The organism is Frigoribacterium sp. VKM Ac-2859 (assembly GCF_013204925.1).
Lineage (GTDB): Bacteria > Actinomycetota > Actinomycetes > Actinomycetales > Microbacteriaceae > Frigoribacterium.
Genome location: NZ_JABMLC010000001.1, coordinates 795430 through 816970 on the forward strand (window position 1 = coordinate 795430; position 21541 = coordinate 816970).

The 21541-nt window shown below is 71.2% G+C and carries 20 protein-coding genes; 4 read left to right on the forward strand and 16 right to left on the reverse strand.

Annotated features, from left to right (window positions below; translation table 11 throughout):
- Position 1: 1 nt before the first annotated feature.
- The 5 genes from HQQ78_RS03685 to HQQ78_RS03705 form a co-directional block, all read right to left on the reverse strand.
- Entirely contained in the window at positions 2 to 628 is a 627-nt protein-coding gene (locus HQQ78_RS03685) for a signal peptidase I (RefSeq protein ID WP_371740336.1), read from the reverse strand.
- The gene (locus HQQ78_RS03690; RefSeq protein ID WP_173151067.1) at positions 625 to 1533 is read right to left on the reverse strand and encodes a hypothetical protein; all 909 of its coding nucleotides are present in this window, start codon (positions 1531 to 1533) and stop codon (positions 625 to 627) included. Before HQQ78_RS03690 ends, HQQ78_RS03685 begins: the two co-directional genes overlap by 4 nt.
- On the reverse strand, positions 1524 to 2483 hold the full coding sequence (locus HQQ78_RS03695) for a hypothetical protein (RefSeq protein WP_173151068.1): 960 nt from the start codon (positions 2481 to 2483) through the stop codon (positions 1524 to 1526). The genes HQQ78_RS03690 and HQQ78_RS03695 overlap by 10 nt, the downstream gene beginning before the upstream one ends.
- Positions 2480 to 3079, reverse strand: coding sequence for a TasA family protein (locus tag HQQ78_RS16245; protein ID WP_056046140.1), 600 nt, complete (start codon positions 3077 to 3079; stop codon positions 2480 to 2482). The genes HQQ78_RS03695 and HQQ78_RS16245 overlap by 4 nt, the downstream gene beginning before the upstream one ends.
- Before the next feature lie 153 nt (positions 3080 to 3232).
- On the reverse strand, positions 3233 to 3811 hold the full coding sequence (locus HQQ78_RS03705) for an alternate-type signal peptide domain-containing protein (RefSeq protein ID WP_173151069.1): 579 nt from the start codon (positions 3809 to 3811) through the stop codon (positions 3233 to 3235).
- A gap of 401 nt (positions 3812 to 4212) precedes the next feature.
- Here HQQ78_RS03705 and HQQ78_RS03710 point away from each other — a divergent pair, with 401 nt between their 5' ends.
- Entirely contained in the window at positions 4213 to 6213 is a 2001-nt protein-coding gene (locus tag HQQ78_RS03710) for an alpha-1,4-glucan--maltose-1-phosphate maltosyltransferase (RefSeq protein WP_371740337.1), read from the forward strand.
- Positions 6214 to 6223: 10 nt separating this feature from the next.
- A complete protein-coding gene (gene glgB / locus HQQ78_RS03715; protein ID WP_173151071.1) occupies positions 6224 to 8404 on the forward strand; it encodes a 1,4-alpha-glucan branching protein GlgB in 2181 nt (726 codons plus the stop codon).
- 78 nt (positions 8405 to 8482) lie between these two features.
- Here glgB and HQQ78_RS03720 read toward each other — a convergent pair whose 3' ends face one another.
- Positions 8483 to 9490, reverse strand: coding sequence for a tetratricopeptide repeat protein (locus tag HQQ78_RS03720; protein WP_173151072.1), 1008 nt, complete (start codon positions 9488 to 9490; stop codon positions 8483 to 8485).
- The gene (locus tag HQQ78_RS03725) at positions 9487 to 11289 is read right to left on the reverse strand and encodes a hypothetical protein (protein WP_173151073.1); all 1803 of its coding nucleotides are present in this window, start codon (positions 11287 to 11289) and stop codon (positions 9487 to 9489) included. The genes HQQ78_RS03720 and HQQ78_RS03725 overlap by 4 nt, the downstream gene beginning before the upstream one ends.
- 241 nt (positions 11290 to 11530) lie before the next feature.
- Between HQQ78_RS03725 and HQQ78_RS03730 the strand changes: the two genes are divergently transcribed.
- Together HQQ78_RS03730 and HQQ78_RS03735 are read left to right on the forward strand one after the other, a co-directional pair.
- The gene (locus tag HQQ78_RS03730; RefSeq protein ID WP_173151074.1) at positions 11531 to 13414 is read left to right on the forward strand and encodes a DivIVA domain-containing protein; all 1884 of its coding nucleotides are present in this window, start codon (positions 11531 to 11533) and stop codon (positions 13412 to 13414) included.
- Between the two features lie 73 nt (positions 13415 to 13487).
- The gene (locus tag HQQ78_RS03735) at positions 13488 to 14546 is read left to right on the forward strand and encodes an AI-2E family transporter (RefSeq protein WP_173151075.1); all 1059 of its coding nucleotides are present in this window, start codon (positions 13488 to 13490) and stop codon (positions 14544 to 14546) included.
- Positions 14547 to 14618: 72 nt separating this feature from the next.
- Here the strand turns inward: HQQ78_RS03735 and HQQ78_RS03740 are convergent, their stop codons facing one another.
- The 9 genes from HQQ78_RS03740 to rpsB form a co-directional block, all read right to left on the reverse strand.
- Positions 14619 to 15362 (reverse strand): alpha/beta hydrolase, encoded by a 744-nt coding sequence (locus HQQ78_RS03740; RefSeq protein WP_371740338.1) that lies wholly within the window; start codon positions 15360 to 15362, stop codon positions 14619 to 14621.
- Positions 15359 to 15658: a hypothetical protein gene (locus tag HQQ78_RS03745; RefSeq protein WP_173151076.1), complete on the reverse strand. Its 300-nt coding sequence runs from the start codon at positions 15656 to 15658 to the stop codon at positions 15359 to 15361. The genes HQQ78_RS03740 and HQQ78_RS03745 overlap by 4 nt, the downstream gene beginning before the upstream one ends.
- Before the next feature lie 48 nt (positions 15659 to 15706).
- Positions 15707 to 16327, reverse strand: coding sequence for a lytic transglycosylase domain-containing protein (locus HQQ78_RS03750; protein WP_371740339.1), 621 nt, complete (start codon positions 16325 to 16327; stop codon positions 15707 to 15709).
- 302 nt (positions 16328 to 16629) lie between these two features.
- On the reverse strand, positions 16630 to 17184 hold the full coding sequence (locus HQQ78_RS03755) for a DivIVA domain-containing protein (RefSeq protein WP_056047652.1): 555 nt from the start codon (positions 17182 to 17184) through the stop codon (positions 16630 to 16632).
- Positions 17185 to 17247: 63 nt separating this feature from the next.
- On the reverse strand, positions 17248 to 18246 hold the full coding sequence (locus HQQ78_RS03760) for a phosphatidate cytidylyltransferase (protein WP_173151078.1): 999 nt from the start codon (positions 18244 to 18246) through the stop codon (positions 17248 to 17250).
- Positions 18246 to 18764 (reverse strand): ribosome recycling factor, encoded by a 519-nt coding sequence (gene frr / locus HQQ78_RS03765; protein ID WP_054145670.1) that lies wholly within the window; start codon positions 18762 to 18764, stop codon positions 18246 to 18248. The genes HQQ78_RS03760 and frr overlap by 1 nt, the downstream gene beginning before the upstream one ends.
- 77 nt (positions 18765 to 18841) lie before the next feature.
- Complete coding sequence (gene pyrH, locus HQQ78_RS03770; RefSeq protein ID WP_056046162.1) at positions 18842 to 19561, reverse strand: UMP kinase; 720 nt, start codon at positions 19559 to 19561, stop codon at positions 18842 to 18844.
- A gap of 151 nt (positions 19562 to 19712) precedes the next feature.
- Entirely contained in the window at positions 19713 to 20540 is an 828-nt protein-coding gene (gene tsf / locus HQQ78_RS03775; RefSeq protein ID WP_056046164.1) for a translation elongation factor Ts, read from the reverse strand.
- A 44-nt stretch (positions 20541 to 20584) separates the two neighbouring features.
- The gene (rpsB, locus tag HQQ78_RS03780; RefSeq protein ID WP_173151079.1) at positions 20585 to 21517 is read right to left on the reverse strand and encodes a 30S ribosomal protein S2; all 933 of its coding nucleotides are present in this window, start codon (positions 21515 to 21517) and stop codon (positions 20585 to 20587) included.
- Between the last annotated feature and the right edge of the window lie 24 nt (positions 21518 to 21541).

A 21541-nucleotide genomic window follows, 5' to 3' on the forward strand; every position in this document is an offset into this window, starting at 1 on the left:
CTCAGCGCGGGGCCGGGCGGGCCTTCCGCGTCCCCGCCCGCCGTCGCTGCGCCTCCACCAGGCCGGCGGCCACCGAGTAGCCCGCGTAGCCGAGCAGCGCGATCGCCAGCAGCGGCACGATCCACGACCGGGCGTCGCCGTTCACGACCTGGTTGACGAAGCCGAGCCACGGCACCGAGTACCACAGCGTGCCGCGGACCTGTTCGGGCAGCACGAGCGCCTCGTCGGGTTCGGAGTTGTTGTCGCCCTGGGTGACGAACGCCGTGCCGCCGTCCGACGACGACACGATCTCGGTCACCCGGTGACTGATCACCTCGGGGCGGCCGCTCTCGATCTGGTAGGTCACGACGTCACCGATCCGGATCTCGTCGGTCGGGGTCGGCTTCACCACGATCAGCGTGCCCGGGGGCAGCCGCGGCTCCATCGAACTGGTCAACACGGTCAGGGGCGTCGCCCCCGCGACCTTCGGCACGACGACCAACACGGTCGCGAGGCCGAGCACGAGCACGAACAGCCCCGCACTGAGGCCGAGGCCGAGAGCGTGCAGCAGCCCCTTCTCACGCACGGCGGCGCGGCGGCCGCTCACGGCGGCGCGGCGGCCGCTCACGGCGGCGCGGCGGCCGCTCACGGCTGCTCCCCCGAGGGGTCGCCCTCGTCCGGGCGACGGCGTCCGACCGCCACGAACGCGCCCGACAGCACCGCGATCGCCGCGATCAGCAGCGGCAGCCAACTGCCCCGCAAGGGCTCCGGCACGAAGTCGTCGAGCACGTCCAGGGAGTGGACGGGCAGCTCGGTGTCCGCGCCCGACCCGTCGGCGGCCCCGCCCGAGGCGCCGTCGCCGACGGAGGGCGCCGTCTCGTCGGCCGCACCGGCCGAGGAGGCGCGGGTCGCCACCGCCTCGATCGTCGCGCTCGAGGCACGGTCGCCTCCCGCGCCTCCTGTGCTCGTCTCGGCGGGGTCCGCCGCGCCGGCGGTCCCGGCCGACGCGCAGCCGGCCGGCACGGCCGACCCGGCCAGCCCCGTGAGCGTGACGAGCACGGCGAAGTCCAGGGTCTGGTCACCGGTGCCCGCGGCGGCGGAGGCGTCGAGGTCGACCGAGACGGTGACCGGGGCCTCCTGCCCGGCGGCGAGGCGGACCGGCGCGAGCACGGGGGTGCACCCGTCGCCGGACAGGGTGACGGGCGGCAGGTCGCCGACGTCGAGGTCGGAGTGCGAGCGGACCGTGACCGCCTCGGCGAACGCGGGCGACGAGGTCGTGACGTCGACGAGGCGGGCGCTGAGCACGGCCGGCGCGCTCGAGAGGTTCTTGACCCAGAAGGTGCCCACCGTGCCGGCCCCGGGGACGAGCCGCAGCCCGTCACCGAAGAGCGCGGAGTCGAGGCGACCCTGCCAGTGCCGGCCGTCGTCGCTCACCATGAGGCGGGGCGCGGTCGAGGCCGTGGCGGGAGCCGCGGCCGTGACGACGCCGGGGCCCAGGACGACGGCCGCGACGGCGACGACGACCGCGACCGCCCGACCGCCGGTCACCCGCACTGGATGTTCCTCGTGCCGTACTGGTCGTAGACCACCGTGACCGTGCCGACGGCCATGAGGTCGGTCGGCTGCCCGTCGACCATCACGCGGATGTCGACCTGGATCGGGCCGTCGCCGAAGGGGTCCCTGGGCAGGTTGTCGCGGGTGAACGCGAAGTGCGGGTAGTCGCCGGTCCGCTCGTCGTTCGAGATCCGGGTGCCGCCGACGAAGGTCGCGTACCGGGTCGCGGTCGCCCGGGTCGACGGGTCGAAGTCGAGCCAGGCGTAGGCCTCGCCGTCGGTGCGGCAGACCGCCGTCTGCGGGGGGACGATCGTGTTGTTCTGGACGATCCGGCGGTCCTGCGGCGTGGCGGCCCACGACCCGGAGGCGAGCGACACCGTGAGGACCGGGTTCACGCGCCCGGTGGGAGAGGACGTCGCGATCGAGGTGCGGAGGCACCAGGTCGCGGCGGCCTTGCTCGCCAACGTCCCGGTGAGGTTCGGCACGGCGGACCAGGTGCCGCTGACGCTGCCCGGACCGACGGCGGTCGTCGACGTGCAGGCGGACGCGGCGGTCACCGGCCACGCGACGACGGCGATCGACGCGGCGAGGGCGGCGGAGCTGCCCGAGCTCAGGCTGCCGCTCGTCGAGTAGGACGCCGCGACCGTCCCCGAGTTCGTGAACGTCCAGGGCGCCGTGAGCGACCTGGTCGATCCGGCGTAGTCGGCCTGCAGGGCGTCGAGGGTGCCGGCCGTGAGGCCGACGGCGCCGGTCCTGACCTGTTCGGTGACGGTGGCGGACGCCGTCCAGAGGGCGGACGCCGCGCCTCCCGAGGCCAGGGCCACACCGACGATCACGCCCACGACGACGGCGGCCAGCGTCGATCGCGTGGTCGTCCGGGGCCGGCGCCCGCTCACGGTGCGGCGCCCGGTCACGGTGCGGCGCCCGGTCACGGTGCGGCGCCCGGTCACGGGGCCACCTGCGTCCCGGTCAGGACGAGCCCGATCGAGGAGGTCTGGTTCTGCAGGGTCGCCGGGACGTCCGAGTCGAGCGTGACGACGACGCAGCCGGTGACGGTGACTCCGGCCGGCAACGTGAAGTACCCGCTCCCCGTGTCGAACGCGGCGGGCCGGGCGGAGTAGCCGCCGACGCCGACGACGCAGTCCGCGGCCCTCGCCACGGCGGCGAGCCTGACGGTCAGCTCGCCGGGCAGGGCGGACGCGGACGCCGTGGTGGTCCCGGCCGACACCCGCATGGCCAGGTCGACCGACCCCGTGTTGGTCGCGGTGAACGTCCCCGCGGTCGCGCCGCCGGGGCCGAGCGCGGACGTGTCGAGGGCCTTGACGGCGCCGACCGAGAGGCCCGCCGTCCCCGACCCGACCGTGACGGCCGTCGGCTTGACGGAGGAGTTCCACAGCGCGTAGGTCCCCCCGGTCGCCACGAGGGCGACGGTGACCGCGCCGGCCACGACGGCGGTCGCCGCCCACAGCGAGCGGAGCGGACGGCGGGACGAGGAGGCGCGCTCGACCGAGCGGTGACGCGCGCGTCCGCGGGACGGTCCGGTCAACGTCTCACCCCCTGGTGGTCGATCGTGCGATGCGGCGGCCCGTGGGTCCCCGGGCGGGACGGACGGACGGAAGGGGGCGACCGGACCGCGTCGGGTGCGGTCCGGTCGCCGGTGGGTGACGGGGTGCGGTGGCCGTCGGGCCGCCGACACCCGCTACGCGATGGCGCGCTGCTTCAGCGTGAAGGTCAGCTTGCTCAGGTCGAGCGTGCCGCCCTGGCTGGCGGCGTCGGACACCGTGGAGGGCAGCTCGACGACGAAGGTCACGACGGCCGAGGTGCTGCCGGCGGAGACGGGAGCCACGACGTAGCTGCCGGCCGTGCTGCCCGCGGTCACGCCCGAGGGCAGCGTCGTGCCGCCGGCGGCCGTCGACAGGGCCATCGTGTTGGTCACGTACGGCTTGAGGCTGCCGGTGACCGAGGTCGCGTCGTAGGTCAGGTCGGCGCGCAGGTCGTTGCCCGAGGCGGCGATGGTGATCGGCTGCGTGAACTGCAGCTTGGTGCCCGGGACGATCTTGTAGGCGGCGACCTGGGCGGCCGTGAGGGCCGTGCTGCGACCGTTCGTCACGTCGGTCCAACTGCCCGCCGACGACTGGGTGAGCGAGAGCGTGCCCGAGGCGACGCTGGCGGCGTTGACCTCGGTGCTGGCGTTCCAGAGGGCGAAGGTCCCGGCGCCGCCGAGGAGGAGGGCGATGCCGGCGGCACCGGCGACGGCACCCGTGACGAGCTTGTTCATGTCGGTCCTGTTCCGCGCGCCGAGGCGCGCTCGAGCACCGCCGTGCGCCGTCGGTCGGGTCGACTTCGGGGTGGCGCACGGCGCTGCAGGGGCTGTCGGCTCCGGGTCGGGCGGCCGATCGGTGTCGTCGGGCGCCGGGCTCTCGAGGAGTTCGGGTTCTTCGGGCGGGCAGGCCGCGACGACAGGATCGACATTACGCGGTCCCCCAAAGTGCCGACAGGGGATTCATGCCGATGCATGCACCCAGTTGGGGGGACAAAACGGACCGGGGCGTCTGTCGGCGACAGGGTGGACACGTTTTTGTACCCCGAATCGCCTCTTCCGCACCCCGATCGTCGACCGTCGGCCCTGCAGGGCCCCGGGCCGGGACCGGGCGGGCCAGACCGGGTACGGTCGACAACGTGGCGACAGCATACGAACCCAGAGTCGGGCGGATCCCCATCACGGGCCTCACCCCGACGACCCCCGACCGAGTGTTCCCGACGAAGGCCTTCTCCGGCGAGGTGGTCACCTTCGGGGCGACCGTCTTCCGCGAGGGTCACGACCTGATCGGGGCCGACCTCGTCACGATCGACCCCGACGGTGCCGAGACCCGGCATCGCATGGTCGCCGGCATCCCCGGCACCGACCGGTGGACGGCCCAGGTGCAGCTCGAGGTCGAGGGCGACTGGTCCTGGCAGGTCGAGGCCTACACCGACGACTGGGCCACGTGGCTGCACGCGGCCGAGATCAAGGTCCCGGCCGGTCTCGACGTCGAGGTCACGTTCGCCCTCGGCAGTCGACTGCTGACCGAGGCCGTCGAGGACCACCCCGACACGACCTTGATCCGCGACGCGGCCAAGGCCCTCGCGAACCCCGCCCTCTCCCCCGCCTCGCGGCTCCGCGTCGCCACCGATCCGCGCCTCGCCGCGGTCCTCCTGGTCACGCCGCTCGCGAGCCTCGTCACGCGCAGCGCCCCCGAGGCGCTCCGCGTCGAACGCAGCCGCGCCGGCCTCGGCAGCTGGTACGAGTTCTTCCCCCGCAGCGAGGGCGCCCGCAAGCAGGCCGACGGCACCTGGAAGAGCGGCACGTTCCGCACCGCGGCCCGCCGCCTGCCCTCGATCGCTCGCATGGGCTTCGACGTCGTGTACATCCCGCCCGTGCACCCGATCGGGACGACCTTCCGCAAGGGCCCGAACAACACGTTGACCGCGGGGCCGAACGATCCCGGGTCGCCCTACGCGATCGGTTCGCCCGACGGCGGGCACGACGCGGTGCACCCCGACCTCGGCACGGTCGCCGACTTCCGCTGGTTCGTCGACGCGGCGAAGAACGCCGGTCTCGAGCTCGCGCTCGACCTGGCCCTGCAGTGCTCGCCCGACCACCCCTGGGTCACCGAGCACCCCGAGTGGTTCACGACCCTGCCCGACGGGACGATCGCCTACGCCGAGAACCCGCCGAAGAAGTACCAGGACATCTACCCCCTGAACTTCGACAACGACTACGAGGGCGTCAGCCGCGAGGTGCTGCGCATCGTCCGTCACTGGATCGAACTCGGCGTCACGATCTTCCGGGTCGACAACCCGCACACGAAGCCCGTGCGCTTCTGGGAGTGGCTGCTGCACGAGATCCGGCAGACGAACCCCGAGGTCGTCTTCCTCTCCGAGGCGTTCACGAAGCCGGCCATGATGCAGGCGTTGGCGCAGGTGGGGTTCCACCAGTCGTACACGTACTTCACCTGGCGCAACGAGAAGTGGGAGCTCGAGGAGTACCTCGACGAGCTGTCGAAGGAGACGAGCGCCTGGCTGCGCCCGAACTTCTTCGTCAACACGCACGACATCCTGACCCCCTACCTGCAGTTCGGCGGTCCCGCGGCCTACAAGATCCGTGCCGCGATCGCCGCGACGGCCTCGCCGACCTGGGGCGTCTACTCGGGCTACGAGCTCTTCGAGGACGTCGCCCGCCCAGGCAGCGAAGAGAACATCGACAACGAGAAGTACGAGTACAAGCCCCGCGACTGGGCCGCCGCCGAAGAGGCGGGGGCATCCCTTGCGCCGTACCTGACGCAGCTCAACCGCATCCGCGCCTCCCACCCGGCCCTGCGCCAGCTGCGCAACCTCGAGATCCACTCGAGCGACGACGAGTCGATCCTCGTGTTCTCGAAGTACCTGTCCCGTGCGCACACCCGCAGCGGACGCGCCGACGGCATCATCGTCGTCGCCAACGTCGACCCGCACTCGGCGCGCGAGACGACCGTCCACCTCGACGTCACGAAGTTCGGCTTGCAGCCCGGTGGCACCTACACCGTGCGCGACCTGATCACCGGTCAGTCGTGGACCTGGGGCGACGACAACTACGTCCGACTGGACGCCTTCGTCGAACCGGTGCACGTCCTCTCCGTCGACCTCAACCGAGCCCCGTAGGAGCGACCCGATGACCACCACTCCCCCGACCGAGCCCGACACCTCCTTCGCCCTGGGCGACGACGAGGTCTTCTCGGCCGCCAACGGCACCCATGGCCACCCGCACGCCGTCCTGGGTGCCCACCCCCGCGGCGGTCGCACCGCCGTCCGCGTCGTCCGACCGCTGGCCGACACCGTCACCGTGACCGGCGCCTCCGGGTCGTCCTTCGCCCTCGAGCACGTGGGCCACGGCCTCTGGCAGGGCGTCACGAGCGAGCCCGTCGGCGCGTACACCGTCGAGGCGACCTACGAAGGAGGCGCGGCGTGGGTCTCGGACGACCCCTACCGCTTCGCCCCCACCGTCACCGAGTTCGACCTGTACCTCTTCGGAGAGGGGCGCCACGAGCAGCTCTGGAAGATGCTCGGCAGCCACGTCCGCGAGCACGAGGGCGTGACCGGCACCTCCTTCGCCGTCTGGGCGCCGCACGCCCGCGCCGTCCGCGTCAAGGGCGACCTCAACGGCTGGGACGGCGAGCGGCACGCGATGCGCCGCCTCGACGGCAACGGCGTCTGGGAGCTCTTCGTGCCCGGCGTCACGGACGGGATCTACAAGTACGAGGTGCTCACCCCCGACGACGTCTGGGTCGAACGCGCCGACCCCATGGCGCGCACCTCCGAGGTGCCGCCGCTCACCGGGTCCGTCGTCACGAAGGCCGCCCACGCCTGGGCCGACGACGCCTGGATGACCGCCCGGGCCGAGAACGACGTCCACTCCGGACCGATGAGCGTGTACGAGCTGCACGTCGGCTCCTGGCGACCGGGCCTGAACTACCGCGAACTCGCCGACCAGCTCATCGAGTACGTCGGCGAGCTCGGCTTCACCCACGTCGAGTTCATGCCGCTCGCCGAGCACCCCTTCGGCGGCTCCTGGGGCTACCAGGTCACCGGCTACTACGCCGTGACCAGCCGCTTCGGCAGCCCGGACGACCTGCGCTACCTGATCGACCGCCTGCACCAGGCCGGGATCGGCGTCATCATGGACTGGGTGCCCGGGCACTTCCCGAAGGACGAGTGGGCCCTCGCGAAGTTCGACGGTCGCGCCGTCTACGAGCACTCCGACCCCCGCCGCGGCGAGCAGCCCGACTGGGGAACGTTGGTCTTCAACTTCGGCGACTCGCAGGTGCGCAACTTCCTCGTCTCGAACGCGCTGTACTGGCTCGAGGAGTTCCACATCGACGGGCTGCGCGTCGACGCCGTCGCCTCGATGCTCTACCTCGACTACAGCCGCAACGAGGGCGAGTGGTTGCCGAACGAGTTCGGCGGGCGCGAGAACCTCGAGGCGATCAGCTTCTTGCAAGAGGCGAACGCGACCGCGTACAAGCGCCACCCCGGCATCGTCATGATCGCGGAAGAGAGCACGAGCTGGCCCGGCGTCACCCGCCCGACCAGCGAGGGCGGCCTGGGCTTCGGCCTCAAGTGGAACATGGGCTGGATGCACGACACCCTCGGCTACGTCGCCGAGGACCCGCTCTACCGCTCGCACCACCACGGCGAGATCACGTTCTCGTTCGTGTACGCGTTCAGCGAGAACTTCATGTTGCCGATCAGCCACGACGAGGTCGTGCACGGCAAGGGGTCCCTGCTCAACAAGATGCCCGGCGACGAGTGGCAGAAGCTCGCGAACGTGCGGGCCTACCTCGCCTACATGTGGGGCCACCCCGGCAAGCAGCTGCTCTTCATGGGCAGCGAGTTCGGTCAGCCCGGTGAGTGGAGCGAAGAACGAGGGCTCGACTGGTGGATCCTCGACCAGCCCGCCCACCAGGGGCTCCACGGCCTGGTGGCCCGCCTCAACGAGGTCTACCGCGACGAGCCCGCTCTCTGGGCGCACGACTTCGACACCGACGGGTTCGAGTGGATCGACGGCGGTGCCGCGCAGCACAGCGTCGTGGCCTTCATGCGCAAGTCCGGCTCGGGCGAGTCGATCGCCGTCCTGGCGAACTTCTCGGGTGAACCGGTGCACATGCGCTTCGGCCTACCCGAGGCCGGTCGCTGGGACGAGATCCTCAACACCGACGCCGAGGTCTACGGCGGTTCGGGCGTGGGCAACTTCGGCGGAGTCACCGCCACCGACGAGCCCTGGGCCGGTCGACCCGCGGCCGCCGACGTCCAGCTGCCGCCGCTCGGGGTCGTCTGGCTCAAGCTGCGCCGCTGATCCGACGCCGGCACACGACGGAACCCCCGCGCCCCTTCCGGGTCGCGGGGGTTCCGTCGTCCGTGCAGGAGGCGCGGCTCAGTACAGCAGCATCGCCAGACGACGGCGGGCGGTCGCCACCCGGGGGTCGTCCACCCCGACGATCTCGAAGTACTCGAGCAGGCGGCCCCGGGCGGCGTCACGGCCGTGGGGGTCGAGCGACGGGAAGACGGTCAGCACGCGGTCGAAGGCGTCGTCGATGTGCCCCCCGCTGAGGTCGAGGTCGGCCACGTCGAGCTGGGCGTCGAGGTCGGTGGGGGCGGCGGCGGCCGCCGCACGGACGTCGGACAGCGACGCCCCCTGCAGCCGCTCGAGCAGTGAGACCTGGGCGAGGCCCGCCACGGCGAGCTGGTCACGAGGGTCCTGCGCGATGGCGGTCTTGTAGGCCGTGATGGCCGCGGCGTAGTCGCCCCGGTCGATCGCGTCGTAAGCGTCCTGGTGGTGCGGAGGCAGCGGTTCCGGCTCGGGCTCGACCTCGTCGGCCTCGCCCACCGGGGCGCCGTCGACGACCGCCGTGCCGGTCACGCCGTTCTGCGCGGCCAGCTCGAGCACCTGCTCGAAGACGTCGCGGACCTGGGCCTCGGGCAGGGCCCCGACGAAGAGCTGCACGGGACGACCGCCGATCACGGCGGCGACCGCCGGGATCGACTGCGCCTGGAAGGCCTGCGTCAGCTGGGGGTTGGCGTCGACGTCGACCTTGACGAGCAGCAGGCGGCCGGCGTACTCGCCGACCAGCTTGTCGAGGACGGGCGACAGCTGCTTGCACGGGCCGCACCACTCCGCCCACAGGTCGACGATCACGGGGACGGTGTTGCTGATCTCGAGGACCTGCGTGAAGGTGGCGTCGGTCGCGTCGAGCACGAGGCCCGGCACCGCGACCTGACCGGCGGACGGGGCCGGGACGCCACCCGCGCCTCCTGCGGGCGCACCGTCGACGGGCGCCCCGGCGGAGGGACCCGCCGGGGCGGGGGCCGGCGGACGGTTGACGAGCGACGAGAGGTCGACGGCGCCGCGGAGACCGGCGGGGACGGGAGGGAGGTTGGTCATGGCAGCTCCTTGGCAGAGGTGAGGGCCTGGCTGAAACCGAGCAGGACGATGGGGTCGTCGCTGCCGACGGGCGGGACGGAGAACAAGAGCTCGACGCCGTAGGTCGCCTCGATGCCCTTCGACGACTCGTCGAGCCCCAGCAGGGTCTTGACGGTGCCCTCGGGGTTGACCTTGGCACCCGTGGCCGTCGGCTTGACGGTCTCGATCTCGTTCAACGCGACCGAGACGATGGCACCGGCGTCGTTCGTGGCGAAGGCGACGGGGGTCTCGTCGTCGGCCTGGGACGTGTAGTCGATGGACGCCGTGGTGGGCAGGGCCGCACGCTTCGCGTCCTTGTAGGCCTTGCCGATCTTCTCGCGCAGCGTGTCGCCCTCGGTCTGGAACTGGGCGGCGTACTGGCTCTCGTCGCCGTTGCGCAGGATGTCGCCGTAGGCCTCGGCCAGCTGGTCGGGCTGCAGCGTGAGCAGCTTGACGTCGGGCGAGAGCCGGGCGGCGCCGATCGAGGCGGGTGCGACGGTCAACGGGGTCTGCGTCTGCAGGCTGACCGCGTACTCGACCTTGTACGGGTCGCGGGCGCTCTCCTGCTCGAGGGTGAGGGCGACGGGCGCCACGCTCGCGTCGGCGTCCTGCACGACGACGAACGCCGAGCGCGGCCACGAGTCGGCCTGCTGCGGCAGCGTCAGCGTGACGGTGCCCGTGGGGATCGCCAGGGGCGCGGCGGCGGCGGCGTCCTTGGAACGGATGGTGTAGTTCGCCTGACGCTGCTCGAGGGCCGGACCCGTGAAACGGGTGGCCGCGAGGTCGGCGTTCAGCGAGGCGTCGGCCTCGGTCGCCGTGGCCGAGATGCGTTCGACGATGCGCTTCGCCTGGGCGACGCTGATCACCGGGGGCTGCAGCGCGTTGCCCTGGTCGCCGGAGTCCGTGCCGTCGGTCGAGGTGGGCGTCGGGGTGGGCGTGGACGAGTCGGAACCCGCCGCCGGCGCCTGCTGCGGCCAGTAGTCGGCGGTGCACGCCGACAGGGCGAGCGAGGAGACCAGCACGATCGGCGCCACGGCGACGAACCGACGGATGCCGCGGGCACGACCACGGCCGGGCGCCAGGGTCTCGGTGCCGGCGGCGTCGAGCGCCTTGACCGCCTTGCGACCGGCCCGACGCGACAGGCGGGGTCGTTTCCCGTCACCCGAGCGCCGACGGGGGCCACGCGTCCGGCGGTGGTGCAGGATCGCCCAGACGTACAGGCCGATGCCGATCAGCAGGACCACGAGCCCACCGACGATCAGCGGCCCGGCCAGGGGCGTCGCGGTCGAGAGCGGCCAGGTGATGCGGACGTCGGACGGGGCGGGCTGGCTGCCGTCCGAGACGATGACGAGGGAGACGTCGTCGGGCGCGTCGAGCGAGAAGGTGAGGTCGTTGCCCGCGAACTGGTCGAACCAGAGGTCGGAGTCGGTCGGGTCGGGCACCTCGGTGGTGTCGCCGGCGACCGTGCGGCTGACGAGCCGACCGGACGCCTCGTCGTACTCGACCTCGTTGTAGCTGGCGTCGCCGACCCACCCGAGGACGTCCGACGTGCGGCCGTAGGCGGCGAAGGCGGTGTCGCCGCCCGACACCGAGACCGTCTGACGCCCGTCGCGGCCGTGCAGCGCCGAGGCCGGGACGACCGTGACGGTCGCGTCGGAGTCGGCGGTGTCGACCTGGGACGACACGCTCGGCGGCGGTGCGAAGACGGTGCGCTGGGCGAAGCCCAACGCCACCATCACCGCCGCCAGGACGACGACGACGACTGCGACGATGAAACGCACGTTTCTCTCCCTCCGAGCCACCATCCCGGTCGGGGCGCCAGGAACCGTCGTGGTCGACGACGGGCCTCGCACGAGCCTGGCCAGGGGGCCGGGCGCGGCAGCAGAATTTAAGACGGCTCAGCGTATCCGACGAGGCTGAGAGGCACCTAACCCGTGGATCGGGGTCCGTCGAGGGCCTCCCACTAGCATCGTGTCGCGGGCCGCGCTCCCCTGGTCCGAACCCTGCATCGAAGGAGACACCGTGGCTGCTGACGAAGCCGATTTCGGCATCGAACTCCGGGGCTACCGCAAGGACGAGGTCGACCGCGTGCTCGGTGACCTGCGGCGGGAACTCATCAAGGCCAACGCCGACCGGGCCGACCGGGTGAGCGAGGTCGCGTTCCTCCAGCAGCGGGTGGACGAGATCCGTGCCGAGCTCGAAGAGGCCGGCACCCCCACGTACTCCGGTCTCGGCAGCAAGCTCGAGCAGACCCTGCGTCTGGCCGAACAGCAGTCCACCCTGGTGATCAGCCAGGCCGACATCGACGCCGAGGCCCTGCGCTCGTCCTCGACGGCCGAGGCGAAGCGCCTGCTGGACGACGCGAGCGAACGGGCCACGTCCGTGCTCGACGACGCCCGGGGCCGCGCCGCAGCGCAGGTCGCCGAGTCCACCGCCGACGCCGACCGTCTGGTCGCACGCGCCAAGGCCGAAGCACGCGACCTGCTGCAAGAGGCCCAGCGCGACGCCATCTCGATCCGCGGCTCGGCCGCCACCGAGGCGGCCCAGAACGTCTCGACGGCTCGACGCGAAGCAGCCGCGCTGCGTGCCGAGGTCGAGCACGAAGTCGCCGAGCAGCGGGCCGCCGTGGCCCGCGACCTCGCCGAGGCCCGCGACGAGGCCGAGACCCTCGCCGCCGACACGCGCGAGGCCCGAGCCGTCTTCGAGAGCGACTCCGGGCGGCAGCGCGCCGACCTCGAGCGCGAGGGCGTCACCGTCCGCGCTGAGCTGGCCCGCCTCGACGAGACCACCCGCGCCGACCTCGACGCCGAGGTCGGCGCCCGCCGCGCCGAACTCGACCGCGAGATCACGGCCGCCCGCGCCGAGCTGGCCGACGACGTCGCGGCCCAGCGCGCCGAACTCGAACGCGACGTCGCCGCGGCCCGTGCCGAGCTCGCCCACGAGGTCGCCGAGACCCGCGCGCTCCTCGCCCGCGACGTCGACGCCACCCGTGCCGACCTCACCGACGAGGTCGAATCCACCCGGGTCGAGCTCGAGCGCGAGATCGCGACCGGTCGTGACCGCCTCGCGGCCGAGATCGCACAGGCCCGTGCCGAACTCGAGAAAGAGGTCGGCGACGCCCGCACCGAGCTCGACCGCGAGACCCGGCGCCGCCGCGACGAACTCGACCTCGCCGAGACCACGTCACGCGAACGCATCGCGCGCATCACCGTCGAGACCGACGAGCGCCTCACCCGCGAGAGCGAGGCGCAGGCCGACCGTCTCGCCCGCGAGGACGCCGACCGGCGGGCCGAACTCGCGACCGAGATCGAGCAGGCACGCGCCGAACTAGCCGCCGAGACCGCCGAGGCACGCGCCGCCCTGGCGGACGAGACCGAGGCCCAGCGCGCCCGCCTGGCCGCCGACGACGTCCGGGTCCGCGCCGGGCTCGAGGCCGACCGCGAACGGGCCATCGCCGACCTGCGCCGCGACGTCGACCAGGGGCGCGCCGACCTCGAGGTCGAACTGCTGGCCCGTCGCGACGAGGCGGAGGTCGAGCTCACGCAGCGACACCAGCACGCCGTCGCCGAGACCCAGGAGCTGCTCGACGCGGCGGCCGAGCAGCTCGCCGAGGCCACCCGTCGCGCCACCGAGGTCCGGCGCGAGGCCGACGACCTCGAACGCACCGCGCTCGAGTACGCCCGCACCACCCGGACGGACGCCGACGAGACGGCCCACGACGTGCTCACCAACGCCGACGAACGCTCGCGGTCGATCCTGGCCGATGCCCAGCAGCGGGCCGACGACCTCATCGGTGACGCCGAAGAACGCCTGGCCGAGATCACGGCCGAACGCGACGCCGTCGCGGAGTACTTCGAGAACCTGCGTGGCATGATCGGACAAGTCGGCGGCGGTACGTCAGAGTAGGGCGACAGGCCGTGTCGGGCAGTCGGTGCCGCCGTGACCTCGACCGGCCCGTGCCGTCGACAGGAGCCCGCCCGTGAAGATCCACAACCCGTTCCGCATCGGTCTGCTCGCGGGGCTGGGAGTGCTCGTCGCCCTCGTCATCGGGGGTGCCGTCGGCCAGCTCTCGACGATCCTGACCTACGTGGGCGCGGCCTTGTTCATCTCGCTGGGGCTCGACCCGGTCGTCTCGTGGCTCGAGAAGCGCCGGGTGCCCCGGGGCATCGCCATCGTGATCGTCCTCGTGGCCGTGGTGGGCGCCTTCGTGGGCGTCGTCTTCGCGATCGTGCCCGTCATCGTGCAGCAGACCACGAGCCTCATCCAGGCGCTGACGTCGTACCTGCAGAGCGTCACCACCCAGCAGTTCGTCGACAACCTGCAAGAACTCGTCCCCCAGAACGTCTTCGACGTGCAGGACGCGCTCGACTCCATCGTCGACTTCCTGACCAACCCCGACAACGTCGTCACGATCGGCGGCGGGGTCCTCGCCGTCGGCGTCGCGATCGGCAACGGCCTCTTCGGCACGGTCGTCGTGGTCATCCTGACGATCTACTTCACCTCGTCGATCAACAGCGTCAAGCGGGCGCTCTACCAGCTCGTCCCGGCCTCGAAGCGGGCCACGTTCGTCGACATCTCCGAACAGATCAGCCAATCGGTGGGTCGGTACGTCATCGGCCAGTTCACGCTCGCGGCGATCAACGGCATCCTGAGCTTCGTGTTCCTCACCATCATCGGAGCCCAACAGCCGGCGGTCTTCGCGTTCATCGCGTTCCTGGGGTCGATCATCCCCCTCGTCGGCACGATCAGCGGTTCGGCGATCATCGTGCTGGCACAGATCGCGCTGTTGCCCCAGTCACCGGCCACCTGGGTGACGACAGCCGTCTACTACCTGGTCTACATGCAGGTCGAGGCCTACCTGCTGAGCCCGCGCATCATGCGGCGGGCGGTCCGCGTCCCGGGCGTGATCGTCGTCATCGCGGCCCTCGTCGGTGGCACCCTGCTGGGAGTGCTCGGCGCACTCATCGCCATCCCCGTCGCCGCGTCGATCCTGCTGATCATCCGCGAGGTCTACGTGCCACGCCAGAACCAGCTCTGAGACGCGCCACGCCCCGGTCGCTCCGGGCCCGGCGTGGTGGACCGCCCGCCGTCCCGTCCGGCGAACGCACGGTCAGGAGGCGCGGGGCGGCCAGGTGGACGGCAGCGGCAGGGCACCGGGCGCGACCCGACGGACGATCTCGGTCAGCACGCGACTGGTCTGCTTCTCGCCGACCCAGAGGTGCTTGCCTCCCTCGACGGCGACCACCTCGGCCTCGGGAACGAGGGCGAAGCGACGTCGCGCCTCGTCGGGACGCAGGTAGTCGTCGAACTCGGGCACGACGGCCACCACGGGCCGCCCGGAGTCGTGCCACGCCCCGAGTTCGGCGTCGGACGTGCGGTGCAGTGGTGGGGACAGCAGCACGACGCCGGCCACCTCGACGTCGAGGCCGTGCTTCAAGGCGACTTCGGTGCCGAACGACCAACCCACCAACCACGGGGTGGGCAGACCGCGATCGCCCACGAAGGCCACGGCGGCGGCGAGGTCGGCCGCTTCGGCCACCCCCTCGCCGAACTCACCCTCGGACCGACCTCGCGGAGACGACACCCCTCGGAAGTTGAACCTGAGCACGGCGAGGTCGGCCAGGGCCGGAAGGCGGGCCGCGGCCTTCCTGATGACGTGGGAGTCCATGAACCCGCCGGCGGTGGGCAGAGGGTGCAACGCGACGATCGTGCCGACGGGCTCGCGGTCCGCCGGGAGGCTCAGCTCGCCCACCAGGGTCAGACCGTCGCCGGTGTGCAGTTCGACGTCCTCGCGGCGCGCGGGCAGCAGGACGCCCCCGCGGATCTCGAGAGGGTCGGCGTCGGGGGTCGTCACGAGATCCTCCAGCAGTGGGTGTGCCAATGGCGGCGGGCCGCCAGGTCGTCCTCGGCACCGAACAGCCCGTCGGCACGCCAGGCCACGACGTGCGGCGTCGCGGGAGCGATGCCCAAGGAGCAGCCGGGGCAGACGTACTCTTTGACGGCCGACGTCGCCGAGACCGACTGGACGTTGAACGAACGCCCGTGTTTGGTCTCGACCGTCAAGCCGCCGAACGACGCTCGGGTGACGTCGTAGTCCTCGTCGGCGTCACGCCGGTCGCGCGAGCGACGGGAGCGGTTGCTGCGGGGCATGACGACCAGCGTAGCAACGGCCCCCGAGGTCGAGGGCCGTGCGACGGATCAGTACCAGTTGTTGGCGACGGAATGGGCCCAGGCGCCGCAGGGGTTGCCGTAGCGGCCGCCGATGTAGTTCAGCCCCCACGTGATCTGCGTGGCGGGGTTGGTCTGCCAGTCGGCACCGACGGAGCCCATCTTGCTACCCGGCAGGGCCTGGGGAATGCCGTAGGCACCACTCGACCGGTTGGACGCGTAGACGTTCCAGCTCGACTCTTTCTGCCACAGCGACACCAGGCAGTCGTACTGGTCGGAACCCCAGCCGCGAGCGGCCACGAGTTCGGCGGCGACGGCCTTGGCGCTGCCCGGGTCGGGGGTTCCCGCCACGGGAGCAGACGACGACTTCTTGGCAGAGCCGGACGTCGCACCCGACGGGGCCTCGGGCTTCTCGGTCTCGGCCACCACGACGGGCGGGGGCGGCGGCGGCACGTACTCGGTCACGCCGTAGGCGTCCCGGTCGGCGACGGTCACGGCGGCACCGGCGACCGTGAGGGTCTGACCGGGGCCCGTCAGCACCGACGCAGCGCCCGGAACGGTCGTCGCGGCCTCGGCACCGGCCAAGGGGTTGACGAGCGAGGCCGACACGAAGGCGAACGACGCGCAGAAGCCGACGAGGGGCAGGGCCACCCGTCGAGGGAATCCAGGACGACGAGCGGCCGGTACGGCATCGCGGACGGGACCGGTGAAGGCGAGGGAGCCAGCTGCCGGGCGTCGGACGACACTCCGCGAGGCCGGCACGCGGACGCGCCGACGGGTCGAGGGTCGTTCGACCGCGGCCGGGTGCTCTCGTCGAGAGGGACCGGGGGTCGGATTCGCTGCGTGCCTGCCCATGAGTCCGTCCAGGCTAACCGATGGGACGCCCGAGGGCCAGGGACGACCCGTCAGCGTGTCGGAGGCTCGGGGGAAGAGGAGAGGCCCGGCCGTGACCGTCAGCGAACGGCGAGCATGACGTCGACCACCGTGTCGAGCACCAGGTCGACCTGGCTCTCGCGGTAACCGCCGCGCTTCGCCCGGAAGACCGACGCCCGGACGTCGTCGATGCTGAGGGGACGGCCGTCGGTGAAGTAGCCGTGCAGCCGCCGGGTGAGGCGGTCGACGTCTCGCGGGTGGTAGCCGGTCGTGAGGATGCCCACCCGGTCGAAGCGGTGGCCCTGCGGTCGCTCGAGACGGGCCACGATGTCTTCCGCCCCGGACCGCGCGGTCGAGAACCAGGTCGACTCGGCGCCCGACGAGACGGCCCGTTCGCGCTCCCGACTGGCGAAGGCGTCCTCGAGACGTTCGAGCGCTGCGTCGACGTGTGCCGTCGAGTACCCGTTCTTGGTCAACCCGAAGGCCGTGCGTCGGATGCGGGCGGAGTCGATGCCGAGGCCGGTCTCGCCGGCGTAGGCCTTCCGGGCCTCGACCAGGAACGCGTCGACCTCGTCGACGTCGTAACCCCGCTTGCCCTTGGGAACGATCGGGAATGTGCTGCTCACGGCCACCATCATGCCGCATGGGCCGATGGCAAGCCGCTGGACGCGCGGCCGGTCAGTTCCGGCGGACGGGCGTCACGCGAAGAGGAGGTACAGGGCGTAGGCCGCGGCGGCCGAGGGCAACGTGCTGTCGAGCCGGTCGAGGAACCCGCCGTGGCCGGGAAGCCAGGTGCTGATGTCTTTGATGCCCAGGTCGCGCTTGATGAGGGATTCGGACAGATCGCCGATGGTGGCGGTCACGATGATGACGCCACCGAAGACGAGACCGAACCACCACGGCTCGTCGAGCAGGAGGACCGACAACAGCACGGCCGCGATGAGGCTCGCGGCCACCGAACCGGCGAAGCCCTCCCAGGTCTTCTTGGGACTGATGCGGGGCGCCATCGGGTGCTTGCCGAAGTTCAGGCCGGTCGCATAGGCACCGGTGTCGACCGCGATCACGACGATGAGAGCCGACAGGGTCCACCACTGGCCGTCGGGTCGAGCAGCCATGAGGGCCATGAAGCTGCCGAGGAACGAGCAGTAGATCTGGACGAACGCACCGGCACCGAGATCACGACCCAGCGCGGAGGCGCCGGCTCGGTGCGAAGGACGGGCCGTCTCGACGAGGCGCCACACGGAGACGACGACGATGCCGCCCACCAGAGCGGCCCACTGGCCGCCGGCTCCGCCGTAGAAGGCCGCGGGGACCACGGCCACGCCGGCGAGGACGCTCGGGAGGCGGGGCACGTCGCGCCCGGCGAAGCGCAGGGCACTGGCGAGTTCGAAGCACAACGAACCGATCAGGGCCGCCGCCACGATGATGAAGAACGCCTTGACGAAGATCAGGCTCAACAAGACCGCGGCCCCGAGCAGGACACCCACGGCGATGGCGGCCGGCAGGTTGCGACCGGTGCGCGCCGTCAACTTCTCGTTGCGCGAGTCGAGGCGCGCCTTGCCTGCCCGCAGTTGGTTCTCGATGTCGTGGCGGGCCGCTTGCGCTCGAGCGTCGAAGTCGGCCCGGCGACTACCGAGAGTGCTCTTCTGAGCCGGTGACGAGTCGTCGGGGCCGGCGCCGTCGGGTCGCTGTCTCATCAGACCTCGAGCAGCTCCGCTTCTTTCTTCTTCAACGCGTCGTCGATGGAGTCGATATACCCCTTGGTGATCGACTCGAGCTCTTTCTCGGCACGAGCGACCTCGTCGTCGCCGACCTCGGTCTTCTGGGCGTCGAGCGCCTCCTTGGACTTGCGACGGACGTTGCGAACCTGCACCTTGGCGTCCTCGCCCTTGCTGCGCACGAGCTTGACGAACTCCTTGCGACGCTCTTGCGTCAGCTCGGGGATGGTGACGCGGACGATCGTGCCGTCGTTCGTCGGGTTGGCCCCCAGGTTCGGGAAGGTCGCGATGGCCTTCTCGATCTCTTTGAGGGCCGTCTTGTCGTAGGGGGTGACGATCATGGTGCGCGCCTCGGGCACCTGCAGCGAGGCGAGCTGGGCCAGCGGGGTCGGGGTCCCGTAGTAGTCGATCGGGATCTTCTGGAACAGAGCCGGGTTGATGCGGCCGGTGCGCACCGTCCCGAAGTCGTTCTTGGCGGCGTCGAGCGCCTTGTCCATCTTCTCGCGCGTCTCGGTGAGTACGTCGTTGATCGCCACTGGTGCTCCTTGTTCGGTTCGCGGTCGAGTTTAGTCGTCTAGTTGCTGACGATTGTTCCGATGCGTTCGCCGCGGATGGCGCGGGCGATGTTGCCCTCGCCTTCCATGCCGAACACGTGCATGGGCATGCCGTTGTCCATGCAGAGACTGAAGGCGGTCGAGTCGACGACCTTGAGCCCCTGCATCAGCGCCTCTTGGTACGTGAGCTGGTCGAGCTTGACCGCCGACGGGTCGTGTCGGGGGTCGGCCGAGTAGACGCCGTCCACGCCGTTCTTGGCGACGAGCACCTCGGAGGCCCCGATCTCGAGGGCTCGCTGGGCCGAGACGGTGTCGGTCGAGAAGTACGGCAGGCCGGCGCCGGCACCGAAGATGACGACGCGCCCCTTCTCGAGGTGCCGCTCGGCGCGACGGGGGATGTACGGCTCGGCGACCTGGGTCATCGCGATGGCGGACTGGACGCGGGTGGCAGCGCCGGCCTGCTCGAGGAAGTCCTGGAGGGCGAGGGCGTTCATGACGGTGCCCAGCATGCCCATGTAGTCGGCCCGGCCCCGGTCCATGCCGCGCTGACTGAGTTCGGCACCGCGGAAGAAGTTGCCGCCACCGACTACGATGGCGATCTCGACGTCGGTCGCCGCGTCGGCGATCTCACGGGCGATGGAGCCGACCACGTCGGGGTTCACGCCGAGCTGGCCGCCGCCGAAGGCCTCACCCGAGAGCTTCAGCAGGACGCGTCGTCGTCCGGTGGTTTCCGATGTCATGCGAGTCTCCGTCTCGTCGTGGCCGTAGCCAGGTTAGCGAGTTCGGGCTGGTCGCCGTCCGTCGCCGATGATGCACCCGACGTCGTCACCTCGGCCGGGCATGGGAACGGGGTCCGAGACACGTTCGTCTCGGACCCCGTCACGGTGCTGTCTAGGCGCCGACCTTGATGCGGGCGAAGCCCGTGATCGTCAGTCCGGCCTCGGCGACCACCTTGGCGACGGACAACTTGTTGTCCTTCGCGTAGGCCTGGTCGAGCAGGGCGATCTCCTTGAAGAAGCCGGTGAGGCGTCCCTCGATGATCTTGGGCAGGGCCGCTTCCGGCTTGCCCTCGTTCTTCGCGGTCTCCTCGACGATGGCTCGCTCCTTGTCGACCTGCTCGGTCGGCACGTCGTCGCGCGACAGGTACGTCGGCGCGGCGAAGGCGATGTGCTGAGCGATCGACCGAGCGGTCTCGGCGTCGTCACCCGTGTAGCCCACGACCACGCCGACCTGCGGGGGCAGGTCCTTCGAGGTCTTGTGCAGGTAGATGGCGAACTGCTCGCCCTCGATGCGGTTGACGGTGCGCAGTTCGACCTTCTCGCCCATGAGCGCGGCCTCGTCGTTGACGAAGGCCTCGACGGTCTGGCCGCCGATCGCGGCGGCGTTGCCCTCGGCGGCACTGGAGGCTCCGCCCGCGTGCACCGCCTCGAGGACCTGGTCGGCCAGGGCGACGAACTTCTCGTTCTTCGCGACGAAGTCGGTCTCGCTGGCGAGCTCGATCAGCGTGGCGTACCCCGAACCGGGCTTGGCGGCGACGAGACCCGCGGTGGTCTGACGGCCCTCGCGCTTGGCGACGCCCTTCAGTCCCTTGACGCGGAGGATCTCGACGGCCTTCTCGATGTCGCCGTCGGCTTCTTCGAGGGCGTTCTTGCTGTCGACCATGCCCGCGCCGAGGCGGTCACGGAGGATCTTGACGTCAGCGATGGTGTAGTTGGCCATGTGTCTGACTTCCTTTCGTGGAGTCGGAAGGGTGAAGGAGAGGACTACTTCGAGTCGGCGTCGGCCGGCTCGGCCGCGGTGGCCTCGGTCGCCTCGGCGACGGGCTCGACGACCGGCTCGCCCAGGGGCTTCGCGGCGACCTGCGCGTCGGCGTCGTTCTCCTCGACGGGGGCCTCGGCAGCAGGTGCCTCGGCGGCGGCGTCGGCGGCCTTGGCCTCGCCCTGCGCGAGCAGCTCGGCCTCCCATTCGGCCATGGGCTCGACGGGCTGGTCGGCGTCCTCGGGCTTCTGGTGACGCTGCACCAGACCCTCGGCGGCAGCGTCGGCGACGATGCGCGTCAGCAGGCCGACGGAACGGATGGCGTCATCGTTGCCCGGGATGGGGAAGTTGATCTCGTCGGGGTCGCAGTTCGTGTCGAGGATGCCGATGACCGGGATGCCCAGCTTCTTGGCCTCGTCGATCGCGAGGTGCTCTTTCTTGGTGTCGACGACCCAGAGGGCGGACGGCGTCTTGGTGAGGTTGCGGATTCCGCCGAGCGTCTTGTGGAGCTTGTCGAGCTCACGCTTCTTGATCAGCAGTTCTTTCTTGGTGAAGCCCTGCGTGGTGTCGTCGAAGTCGATGTCCTCGAGCTCTTTCATGCGGGCGAGGCGCTTCGAGACCGTCTGGAAGTTGGTCAGGAGGCCACCGAGCCAGCGCTGGTTGACGAAGGGCTGGCCGACGCGGTTCGCCTGCTCGGCGATGGAGCCCTGGGCCTGCTTCTTCGTGCCGACGAAGAGGATGGTGCCGCCGTGTGCGACGGTCTCCTTGACGAAGTCGTACGCCTTGTCGATGTAGCCGAGCGACTGCTGCAGGTCGATGATGTGGATGCCCGAGCGCTCGGCGAGGATGAAGCGCTTCACCTTCGGGTTCCAGCGGCGGGTCTGGTGTCCGAAGTGGACGCCGCTGTCGAGCAGCTGGCGGATGGTGACGACGGCCATGGTCGTTCTCCTTGTTCCTGGGCG